We start from the raw sequence: 11077 nt of genomic DNA on the forward strand, positions 1-11077 counted from the left end.
GTAACCCAGTTCGATCAGCTGCCGGCCCCAATGGTGGGCGCCGCCGCAAGCCTCCATCAAGACCTGGGCGCCTCGCGTCTGGCCGCGGAAAAAGACCAGGAACTGGTCCCGTTTGAGCGTCTTGCCGAACCGCTTTTCGCCTCGGGCATCAAAGCCGTGCACTTGGAACTTGTTCTTGGCCAAATCCACCGAGAAAACGGTAATCTCCATGTCGGACTCCTCTCTCTTCGTTAGCCGGAACCTCAGCAATTCCAGCTTGGCACTTAGATGCCGTTACTTAGAAGGGGGAGGAGTCCATACCCATCGGATGAAACGTAGTGGAATCCGGGACCGCGCCAAAGCTAAAGCTCCCGGATTCCGTTTCACTACATCCAGGCTACTGTTTCGTCGCCAGCCCCAGTTCTTCCGTCGCCATCTCCCGCATGCGGAATTTCTGGATCTTCCCCGTGACGGTCATGGGGAAGTCCTCGACGAACTTCCAGTAGCGCGGAATCTTGTAGGTGGCGATCTGCCCGCGGCAGTAACAGCCGAGGCTTTCGGCGTCGAGCAGCGCGCCCTGGCGCAGCCGTACCCAGGCCATCACCTCCTCGCCGTACTTCTCGCTCGGCACGCCGATCACCTGCACGTCGGAGATCTCCGGGTGGCCGTAGAGGAATTCCTCGATCTCTCGCGGATAGATGTTCTCGCCGCCGCGGATGATCATGTCCTTGATGCGGCCGACGATGCGCACGTAGCCTTCCTCGTCCATCGTCGCCAGGTCGCCGCTGTGCATCCAGCGGCCGGCGTCGATGGCGCGGCGGGTCGCTCCCTCGTTGTTCCAGTAGCCCAGCATCACCGAGTAGCCGCGGGTGCAGAACTCGCCCGGCGTGCCGCGCGGCACCACCGCCTCCGTTTCCGGATCGACGATCTTGATCTCGATGTGCGGCAGCACCCGGCCCACCGTGCTCACCCGTTTCTGCAGCGAATCCTCGGTGGTGGTCTGGGTCGATACCGGTGAAGTCTCGGTCATGCCGTAGCAGATGGTCACCTGCTCCATGTTCATGCGCGTCTGCACCTTCTTCATCACCTCCACCGGGCAGGGCGCGCCGGACATGATGCCGGTGCGCAGGCTGGAGAAATCGAAGCGCTCGAACTCCGGGTGATCCAGCTCGCCGATGAACATGGTCGGCACGCCGTAGAGGGAGGTGCAGCGTTCCTCCTGCACCGTGCGCATCACCGCCAGCGGGTCGTAGCTCTCGCCGGGAATGACCATGCAGGCGCCGTGCGAGGTGCAGGCCAGGTTGCCCAGCACCATGCCGAAGCAGTGGTAGAACGGCACCGGAATGCAGACCCGGTCGTTCTCGGTGTAGTGCAGCGTCTCGCCGACGAAGTAGCCGTTGTTGAGGATGTTGTGGTGCGACAGCGTCGCGCCCTTGGGCAGTCCGGTGGTGCCCGAGGTGAACTGGATGTTGATCGGATCGTCGAACTGCAGTGCCGCCTCGCAGCTGCTCAGGCGGTGCAGCGGCAGCTTCGCCCCCTCGCTGAGCAGGCTGTGCCAGCCCTCGTCGATGACCAGGGTGTCGCGCAGCTCCGGGCAGCGGCCGCGCACCTGCTCCAGCATGGCTACGTAGTCGGTGGTACGGAAGCCGCGCGCCATGATCAGGAAGCTCAGGCCCGAAAGCTTCAGCGCGTATTCCAGTTCCGAAGCCTTGTAGGCCGGATTGATGTTGACCAGGATCGCGCCGATGCGCGCGGTGGCGTACTGCACCACCACCCACTCGTGGCAGTTGGGCGACCAGATGCCGACACGGTCGCCCTTCTTCACCCCGCGCGAGATCAGGCCGCGCGCGGCGCGCCCGGTCTCGTCCCAGAACTGCGCATAGGTGGCGCGGTAGCCCTGGAACGGCACCACCAGCGCCTCGCGGTGGCCGAATTTCTCCACCGTGCGGCGCAGGTTCTCGCCGATGGTCTCGCCCAGCAGTTGCCGGGCCTGCGAGCCGTGGGTATAGGAAGGAGCGGAAGCGGAAGACATGACGGTAGGCCTCTCAAGCTTGCGGTGTCTGCGTGCCGGCGGCTTGCAGCGCCGGGACCAGGGTATCGCGTACGGTGACAACGTGTGCACCTCTCCAGCCATACAGCGCCACCAGCAGGAAACAGCCCGCCGGCAGTAGGAAAGCGGCCGGCGTGCCGAATGCCTCGGCCACCAGCCCCATCGGATACGGCAGCAGCACGCCGCCGCCGATCGCCATCACCATCAGCGATGAACCACGTTTGGTGTCCGGCCCCAGGTCCTGTACACCCAGGGCGAAGATGGTGGCGAACATGATCGACATGAAGAAGAACACCGCGATCAGCGCCAGTGCCGAAATCCGCTCCAGGCCCAGCGCCACCACCAGGGTCAGCGCCGTGTTGATCACGCCGTAGGTGGTGAGGATCGTGCGCGGCCGCACCCGCGTCATCAGCGCGGTGGTGAGGAAGCGCCCGGCGAGGTAGCCGAGCATGCCCAGCGACAGGAGGAAGGCGCCGTTGCGGGCGCTCAGGCCGGGCCAGGTCTCGGTGACCAGGTTGATGAAGAAGGCGCCGATGCCGACCTGGGCGCCGATGTACAGCGCTTGCGTCGCCACGCCGAGCACGAAATGCCGCTCCTGCCGCAGCGGTTTGCGCACCCGTCCGCCGAGCGGATGATCCGGCTCGGCGATCTCCGGCAGGCGCGCGCGCAGGATCAGCACCGCATAGATCAGTACCAGCGCGCCGATCACGGCATAGGTGAGCTGCACGGCGCGGTGCGACTGCGCGCCGTCGCCGCCGAAGAACAGCAGGCCGCCGATGATCGGCCCGAGGAAGGCGCCGAGGCCGTTGAACGACTGCGCCAGGTTGAGCCGCCGCGCAGCGCCTTCGGGCGGCCCGAGCACGTTGACGTAAGTGTCCGCCGCCGTCTCCAGGCAACACAGGCCGGAGGCCAGCACGAACATCGACAGCACGAAGAAGTGGAAGCTGCCGGTGCCGGCGGCCGGAATGAACAGCAGCGCGCCGCCCGCGGTGAGGCACAGGCCGGCGAAGATGCCCACCTTGTAGCCGCGCCGGCGCAGCAGCGCGCCGGCCGGCAGGCTGATGGTCAGATAGGCGCCGAAGTAGGCCATCTGCAGCCAGGTCGACTGCGCCTTGCCCACCGCCAGCGTGTCCTGCACATGCTTGTTGAGCACGTCGAGCAGGCCGTAGGCCAGGCCCCAGATGAAAAAGCAGCTGATGGCGTATGCCAGCGGCACCAGCAAGCCGGGTTGCCGCGCTGTGCCCACGCCGTCGGTTTGATTCGACATCGGTGCTTCTCCTCCCTCAACTGCTTGTGGTTCCGCCCCTGCCTGTACTGCCTGGGTGCGGTGCGCCGGCTCAGTCGAGCCGGTATGCCGCCATCGCCGTATCTGCGAACAGCTGGCGGCGCTCCGCGTCGCCGAACGCGGCGACGACGTCGTCGTAGGCCTGATAGTGCCGGCCGAACTCGCCGTACAGCCGGTCCACCGGGAAATTGCTGGCGAACATGCAGCGCGCGGGGCCGAACAGCTCGATGGTGTCGAGCACGAAGGGCCGGATGCTGTCCACCGTCCATTGCCGGTCGATCATCGCCAGGCCGGAAATCTTCACCAGTACATTGGGCTGCCGCGCCAGCTGCGCCATGCCTCTGCGCCAGGCTGCCAGGCCGGCGGCGTCGCGGTCGGTCGGCATGCCGGCATGGTTGAGGATGATGCGCGTATCCGGATGGCGCGCCGCCAGCGCCGCCGCCGCCGGCATCTGCCCGGGATAGATCTGCAGGTCGAACGACAGCTCGTGCTTGCGCAACAGGGCGAAGCCGCGCAGCCAGTACGGATCGACGAGCGGGTCCTGCGTGTTGTAGGTCTTCAGCGGATCGGCATGCCAGTTGGCGATCTGGCGGATGCCGCGCACATTGCGATAGGCGCGCTGCGCCGCCAGCTGCTGGTCGATGCGCGGATGCCGCAGGTCGGCGTAGGCGACGATGCCGTGCGGATAGCCGCGCCGGTCGGCGGTCTCCTGCAGCCAGGCGCTTTCACGCAGTGCGTCGTCGGCGACCGCGCCGGCATCCACGTGCACCGTGCGCGCGATGTTCCAGCCCACGGTGTCGCGCAGGTAGTCGTCCAGGCCGTAGGGCCGGGCGATGGCGCTGCAATCGCCGGCCGGGTTGTGCGGCAGCGGCCGGTCCATCAGCCACGGGTAGCGGCAAACCTCGAAATCCCACAGGTGCTGATGCGGATCGACGATGGGGAAATCGATCATGGATCAGATCTTAGTAAGTGGTGCGGCCGCCGGAGATGTCGAAGGTCGCCCCGGTGCTGAACGAGCACTCGCGGCTCGCCAGCCAGGACACCAGCGCCGCAACCTCGTCGATCTCGCCGATGCGCCCGATCGGAATGCGCGACAGCATGTAGTCGATCTGTCCCTGCGTCAGCTGCTTCAGGATCGGGCTGCGGAACGTCGCCGGGGTGACGCAGTTGACGCGGATGCCGGTCTTCGCCAGTTCCTTGCCCAGCGACTTGGTCAGGCCGATGACGCCGGCCTTCGAGGTCGAGTAGGCCGAGGCGTTGGGATTGCCTTCCTTGCCGGCCACGGAAGAGATGTTCACGATGCGGCCGTAGTCGTTCTTCATCATGTGCGGCACCACCGAGCGGCAGCAGTAGAAGGTGCCGTTTAGGTTGATGTCGATGACGCGCCGCCACTCCGCCGTCGGGTATTCCCACACGGTGGTGGTAGGGCCGGTGATGCCGGCGCTGACCACCAGCACGTCGACCCGGCCCAGGGCCTGGGCCGAGGCATCGGCCGCCGCCTGCACCTGCGCCTCGTCCGCAACATCGACCACCACGGTATGCGCCGCGCCGGTTTCCGCCGCCGCCTCGCGCAGCAACGCGGCGTCGTAATCCCAGATGCTGACCCGCGCGCCTTCCTGCGTCAGCCGCGCCGCCAGGCCCCGTCCAACGCCGGAGGCGCCGCCGGCGATGATCGCGGTCTGCCCTGCGAAGCGTCCCGCGTAAGTACCGCTCATGCCGCGTCCTCTGCCTGCGCGTGCCAGGCCACCACGCGCTGCCGCTGCCGGCCCAGCTTGGCGATGCCCAGTTCCATCACGTCACCCGGCTTGAGATAGAGCGGCGCCGGCTTCTGGCCCAGGCCCACGCCCGGCGGTGTCCCGGTGGTGAGGATGTCGCCCGGCATCAGGGTGATGAAGCGGCTGACGTAGGCGATCAACTCCGCTACGCCGAAAATCATGGTGCGGGTGTTGCCGGTCTGCATGCGCTTGCCGTTGAGGTCCAGCCACAGGTCGAGTTCCTGCGGATTGCCCACCTCGTCGGCGGTGACCAGCCAGGGGCCGACCGGGCCGAAGGTGTCGCAGCCCTTGCCCATGTCCCACTGCGAGCCGTGCTCGAGCTGGAAGCCGCGCTCGCTGACGTCGTTGACCACCACGTAGCCGGCGACGTACTGCAGGGCCTGCGCCTGTGCGACATAGCGCGCGGTGCGCCCGATCACCACGCCCAGTTCCACTTCCCAGTCGCCCTTGGTCGCGCCCTGCGGCAGCATCACCTCGTCGTCGGGGCCGCCGAGGCAGCTGATCGCCTTGGTGAAGATCACCGGCTCCTTCGGAATCGCCATGTTGGATTCTTCCGCGTGATCGCGGTAGTTCAGGCCGATGGCGATGAACTTGCTGGTGCCGCTGAACGGGATGCCCAGCCGCGGTGCACCCTTCACGGCCGGCAGGCGCGCGGGATCGAGGGCGGCGAGCCGCGCCAGCGCGGCGGGGGCCAGCGTGTCCGGCGTGATGTCGGCCAACTGTCCCGACAGGTCGCGCAGCACACCCTCGGCGTCGAGCAGTCCCGGCTTTTCCTGGCCCGGCGGGCCGTAGCGCAGCAGTTTCATGGTGGGTCTCCGTGCGTTGATCAGTGCGTGTAGGGGCGGTGCAGGGTGCAGGCCGGGTTGAGGCGCACGCCGAAGCCGGGCGTGTCCGGCAGCTTGAGGCGGCCGTTTACCGGCACCGGCTCGTCGAGCAGCAGCGGGCTGAACATCGGCACCACCTCATCCGCCTTGGGCGCCATCATCAGGAATTCCGCGAAGGGGCTGTTGTGGCGGGTGATGACGAAATGGTAGCTGTAGACGCTGGAGCCATGCGGCACCACCATCACCCCGCGGCTGTCGGCCATGGCCGAGATGCGGATCAGCTCGGTGACGCCGCCGCACCAGCCCACGTCCGGCTGGATGATGTCGCAGCAGTCCATCTCCAGCAGCATGCGGAAGCCCCAGCGCGTGGCCTCGTGCTCGCCGGTGGTGACCAGCATGCCCTTCGGCACGTTCTTCTTCAGGTCGCGGTAGCCCCAGTAGTCGTCCGGGTTCAGCGCTTCCTCGATCCATTTCAGCCCGTGGGCCTGCGCGGCGCGCGCCAGGCGCGTGGCGTAGTTCAGGTCCAGGCTCATCCAGCAGTCGTACATCAGCCAGAAATCGTCGCCGACGCGGGCGCGCATCTCGGCCAGCTCCTCGATGTTCTTGCGCAGGCCTTCCTCGCCTTCGGCCGGGCCGTGGTGCAGCGGCATCTTGCCGCCGATGAAGCCCATCTTCTGCGCCAGGTCCGGGCGCGAGCCGGTGGCGTAGAACTGCAGTTCCTCGCGCACCGCGCCGCCCAGCAGGTGATACACCGGCTCCTGCCGCAGCTTGCCCAGCAGGTCCCACAGCGCGAGATCGACGCCGCTGATGGCGTTGACTACCAGGCCCTTGCGGCCGTAGAACTGGGTGGAAAAGAACATCTGGTCCCAGATCTTCTCGTAGTCGGTGACCCGCGCGCCTTCGAGGAAGCGCGCCAGGTGCTTCTCCACGATATAGGCGGCGGGCTCGCCGCCAGTGGTCACGGCGAAGCCGACCGTGCCGTCGCTCGCCTCGATCTCCACCACCAGCGTGCCGAGCACGTTGATGCCGAAGCTCTGGCGGCTCTGCCGGTACTCCGGGTAACGGCTCATCGGCGTGGCGATATGATCGTCGATCCAGTGGCCGGAACCCTGGTCGTGGTAGTCGGCGCCGCCGCCGTGGACGACGAAGGCGCGAACCTGCTTGATCGAGGGAAAGCTCATGAAGGGATGCTCGTGGCGAAGGTGGCGGCGTAGGCGGGAGCGGGGCGTGAAGCAAGGCCGTGGCCGGCCCAGGAGGAGCCGAAGAACCGGTGCATCATCTCCTCCCTCCCCCTGCAAATCCGGTTTGCAGAATTTCATATTATGGGATATAATTTTAATATATGGGATTAAAACAGTCAACCTCGAAAGCCGCGGCCAAGCCGCGCGAAGCGGCTGCGCCGTCCGGCAGCCAGACCCTGCTGCGCGGGCTCGACGTGCTGGAGGCCGCGGCCGGCGGCGTGATCGGCCTGGCCGATCTGGCCGAGCGGCTGGAGCTGACGCGCAGCACCGCCCACCGCCTGGCCTCGGTGCTGGTGGAGCGCCGCTACCTGGCGTTCGCCCCGCGCGAGGGCTATACCCTTGGACCCAAGCTGCTCGAGCTGGGTTTCAGCGCACGCCAGCAGATGAACATCATCCGCATCGCCGCGCCGCACCTGGAGGCCCTGTCGGTGGCAACCGAGGACACGGTGCACCTGGGTGTGCAGGAAGGCGCCCTGGCCCTGTACCTGGACAAGATTCCCGGCCGCCGCCGCGTCGAGATCGGCTCGCGCGTCGGCGAGCGCCAGCCGCTGACCACCACCGGCCTGGGCAAGGCCCTGATCCTCGACGAGAGCGAGGAGCGCTGGCACGAGCTGTTCATGGCCGACCTCGGCGCGCGCGCCACGGAGAACGCCTTCCGCATCTGGCTCAAGCGCATGCGCGCCTACGCCCGTGACGGCCATGCCTTCGACCTGGAGGAAAACGAAGACCGCATCCGCTGCGTCTCGGCACCGATCCGCGAAGCCGGCGGCCGCATCGCCGCCTCGATCAGCGTCTCCAGCGCCGCGCAATACATGAGCGACAGCCGCATGGAGCAGCTGGCGAAGGAAGTGAAGGCGACCACCGCCGCCATCAGCCGCGAACTCGGCTGGAGAGGCGATCCGCCGCGCGCTTGAGTTTTTTTCCTGTCATCCCAGGATCGAGTCCGGGGTAGGCTCTGAGCGTAGCGAAGGATCCGGCCTCGCGCCCGGGATGACGGACACAGTCCCCGTCGCGGTTCAACGTTACGCGGCGGCCATATAAGGAAGGAGACACAACGTGCTGCTGCAAGGAAAAACCGTACTCATCACCGGCGCCGCCCACGGTATCGGTCGCGCCACCGCTGTGGCCTGCGCACGCCACGGCGCCGACATCGGCATCAACTACCTGGCCGACGAGGGCGCGGTGTCCACCCTGGTCGGTGAAATCGAAGCCCTGGGCCGCCGCGCCGTCGCCGTACAGGGCGACGTGGCGGACCCGGCGGCGGCGCCGGCATTCATCGATGCGGCGGTGCGCGATCTCGGCGGCGTGGACGTGTTCGTCAGCAACGCCGGCATCTGCCCCTTCCACAGCTTCCTCGACATGCCGGCGGAAACCTTCGAGCGCACCATGCGCGTCAACCTGCACGGTGCCTATTACATGGTGCAGGCGGCGGCCAAGCAGATGAAGCGGCAGGGCGGCGGCGCCATCGTCGCCATCAGCTCGATCAGCGCCCTGGTCGGCGGCGAGATGCAGACGCATTACACGCCGACCAAGGCCGGCGTACATTCCCTGATGCAGTCCTGCGCCATCGCGCTCGGCCGCCATGGCATCCGCTGCAACTCGATCATGCCGGGCACCGTCGCCACCGAGATCAACCGCGAAGACCTGGCCGATCCGGCCAAGCGTGCCTACATGCAACAGCGCATCCCCCTGGGACGGCTGGGCCAGCCCGACGATGTCGCCGGCTGCGTGGTGTTCCTGGCCTCGGACCTGGCGCGCTACGTCACCGGCGCCTCGCTGCTGGTCGACGGCGGCCTGTTCGTCAACCTGCAATAGGCAGGTTGTTCGCCGCCTCGGCGGCGGGTGCGCCGGAGCGCGTCAGCAGACGGGCGCGCAGGCCGGGATGGTTGTCGTCCAGTTCCAGCGAGCCGCCGTGCAGCCGGGCCACCGCATCGACGATGCTCAGGCCCAGGCCCACGCCGGGCGTGCCGCGGCTGGCGTCGCCGCGGAAAAAGCGCTGCGCCGCCTTGGGCTTGTCCGCCGCCGGTATGCCGGGGCCGTTGTCCGCCACCGCCAGTTCCACCGTGCCGTCGTCGTGGCGCCGGGTTTCCACGCGCACGGTGCCGTTGGCCGGTGCGTATTTGAGCGCGTTGTCGATGAGGTTGCCCACCGCCTGCGCCAGCAGCAGCGGATCGCCTGCGATCGGCAGCGGGCCGCGGCCGTGGAAGGACAGGGTGATGCCCTTCAGCTCCGCCGCAGGGACATAGAAGTCCACCGCCTCCTCCGCCACTTCGGCCAAATCGACCTCGACGAAGCCCGAGCGGCGCATGCCGGTGTCGATCTCGGCCAGGCGCAGCAGGGCGTTGAAGATGCCGATGACGCGGTCGACGTCGGCCACCGCCGCTTCCACTTCGTTATAGACCTCGTGCGTCGGCGGCCGCGTCACCAGCAGCTCTTCCAGGCGCGAGCGCAGCTCCGCCAGCGGCGTGCGCAGATCGTGGGCGATGGAATTGGAGACGTTGCGGATGCCGTGTACCAGCTGCTCGATCTGGTCGAGCATGCGGTTGATGGTCTGCGAGAGGGTATCGAGCTCGTCGCCGCTGCTGCGCGTGCGCAGGCGGTGGCTCAACTCGCCCTGCATGATCGCCGAGACGGTCTGGCGGATGCCCTGGATGCGCGCCAGCAGTTCGCGCCGGATCAGCACGGCGCCGATCGTCCCCATCACCGACAGGATCGCCACACCCGCGCCCAGGCCGAACCAGAAGCGCGTCTCCACCGGCGCATAGCGCGCCAGGTCGCGCGCCACCAGCAGGTCGTAGCCGCCGGGCAGCTTGGCCCGTACCACCACCGCCCGCGAGGGATGGCCGTCCATTTCGACGGTGATGGTATAGGTGCCGGACTGGTCGGGAATGCCGCGCGGCCAGGCGCTGAGGTTGCCGGCCAGCACATGACCCTGCGGATCGGTGAACAGCAGCACGCGCTCGCCGGCGATCTGCAGGCTGACGCGCTCGCTGATGAAATGGGTCAGCCCCGCCACGCCCTCGCGGCGGAACACCTCGGCCTGGCGCTGTGCATCCTCCTGCAGGATCTCGGTGCGCCCCTCCTCGATCGTCACCTGCCAGGCGTACCAGACCGGGGCGGCGAAGGCGATCAGGGCGACGATGCCGAACAGCACGTAGCCGACCGCCAGGTTCACCGCCGAGGAGCGGATCATGGGCAGGAGTCTTTTACTCGTCCGCGGTCAGCATATAGCCGGCATTGCGCACCGTCTTCAGCAACGGCCGCTCCAGCTCGAACTCGATCTTCTGCCGCAGCTTGCTGATGTGCACATCCACCACATTGGTCTGGGGGTCGAAATTGAACTCCCACACATTCTCCAGCAGCATGGTCCGCGTGACCACCTGGTCGGCGTGCCGCATCAGGTATTCCAGCAGCTTGAACTCTCGCGGCTGCAGGGTGATGGCGCGGCTGCCGCGGCTCACCTTGCGCGACAGCAGGTCCATGCGCAGGTCGCCGACTTCCAGGTGAGTCTCGCGGCCGCCGCTCCAGCTGCGGCGGCTCAACGCGTCGAGCCGCGCCAGCAGCTCGCCGAAGGAAAAGGGCTTGGTCAGGTAGTCGTCGCCGCCGCTGTGCAGGCCGCGGATGCGCTCGTTGACGTCCGACAGCGCGCTGAGAATCAGGATCGGCACGCGGTTGCCGGACTTGCGCAGCGATTCGATGATCGACAGGCCGTCGATCTGCCCCGGCAGCATGCGATCCATCACGATCACGTCGTAAGGCCCGCTGGCGGCGAGAAACAGCCCGTCGCGGCCGTTGCCGGCGTGATCCACGGTATGGCCCGCCTCGCGCAGTCCGCGCGTGACGAAACGCGTGACCCGTTCGTTGTCCTCGACCAGCAGAACCTTCATGGCGATACCCGTATCGACGGCCCAGGGACCGCCGCT

The 11077-nt window shown here is 67.3% G+C and carries 10 protein-coding genes and 1 pseudogene; 2 read left to right on the forward strand and 9 right to left on the reverse strand.

From position 1 onward, the window contains the following. The 7 genes and pseudogenes from BP26_RS0118965 to rhmD form a co-directional block, all read right to left on the reverse strand. A pseudogene (locus tag BP26_RS0118965) lies at positions 1–210 on the reverse strand (IS110 family transposase); the annotation flags it as partial. 166 nt (positions 211–376) lie between these two features. Continuing rightward, complete coding sequence (locus BP26_RS0118970; protein ID WP_029922139.1) at positions 377–2011, reverse strand: AMP-binding protein; 1635 nt, start codon at positions 2009–2011, stop codon at positions 377–379. A 13-nt stretch (positions 2012–2024) separates the two neighbouring features. After that, a complete protein-coding gene (locus tag BP26_RS0118975; protein WP_051749171.1) occupies positions 2025–3296 on the reverse strand; it encodes a sugar MFS transporter in 1272 nt (423 codons plus the stop codon). Positions 3297–3366: 70 nt separating this feature from the next. After that, a complete protein-coding gene (locus tag BP26_RS0118980; protein ID WP_029922141.1) occupies positions 3367–4266 on the reverse strand; it encodes an amidohydrolase family protein in 900 nt (299 codons plus the stop codon). Between the two features lie 10 nt (positions 4267–4276). Then, positions 4277–5029: an SDR family NAD(P)-dependent oxidoreductase gene (locus BP26_RS0118985; RefSeq protein ID WP_029922142.1), complete on the reverse strand. Its 753-nt coding sequence runs from the start codon at positions 5027–5029 to the stop codon at positions 4277–4279. Then, a complete protein-coding gene (locus tag BP26_RS0118990; protein WP_029922143.1) occupies positions 5026–5895 on the reverse strand; it encodes a 2,4-didehydro-3-deoxy-L-rhamnonate hydrolase in 870 nt (289 codons plus the stop codon). The genes BP26_RS0118985 and BP26_RS0118990 overlap by 4 nt, the downstream gene beginning before the upstream one ends. A 20-nt stretch (positions 5896–5915) precedes the next feature. Continuing rightward, positions 5916–7094: an L-rhamnonate dehydratase gene (rhmD, locus tag BP26_RS0118995; RefSeq protein ID WP_029922144.1), complete on the reverse strand. Its 1179-nt coding sequence runs from the start codon at positions 7092–7094 to the stop codon at positions 5916–5918. Positions 7095–7255: 161 nt separating this feature from the next. Between rhmD and BP26_RS0119000 the strand changes: the two genes are divergently transcribed. Together BP26_RS0119000 and lra1 are read left to right on the forward strand one after the other, a co-directional pair. Continuing rightward, on the forward strand, positions 7256–8068 hold the full coding sequence (locus BP26_RS0119000) for an IclR family transcriptional regulator (protein ID WP_029922145.1): 813 nt from the start codon (positions 7256–7258) through the stop codon (positions 8066–8068). Between the two features lie 142 nt (positions 8069–8210). Beyond that, positions 8211–8969, forward strand: a complete 759-nt coding sequence (gene lra1, locus BP26_RS0119005; protein ID WP_029922146.1) for an L-rhamnose 1-dehydrogenase Lra1 — start codon at positions 8211–8213, stop codon at positions 8967–8969. Here the strand turns inward: lra1 and BP26_RS0119010 are convergent. Both BP26_RS0119010 and BP26_RS0119015 read right to left on the reverse strand, forming a co-directional pair. Further along, positions 8956–10347 carry a sensor histidine kinase gene (locus BP26_RS0119010; protein WP_029922147.1) on the reverse strand — a complete coding sequence of 464 codons (1392 nt, stop codon included), beginning with the start codon at positions 10345–10347 and terminating at the stop codon, positions 8956–8958. The genes lra1 and BP26_RS0119010 overlap by 14 nt on opposite strands. A gap of 13 nt (positions 10348–10360) precedes the next feature. Further along, on the reverse strand, positions 10361–11041 hold the full coding sequence (locus tag BP26_RS0119015) for a winged helix-turn-helix domain-containing protein (RefSeq protein ID WP_029922148.1): 681 nt from the start codon (positions 11039–11041) through the stop codon (positions 10361–10363). Between the last annotated feature and the right edge of the window lie 36 nt (positions 11042–11077).

The sequence above is a fragment of the Nevskia soli DSM 19509 genome (assembly GCF_000711955.1).
GTDB lineage: Bacteria > Pseudomonadota > Gammaproteobacteria > Nevskiales > Nevskiaceae > Nevskia > Nevskia soli.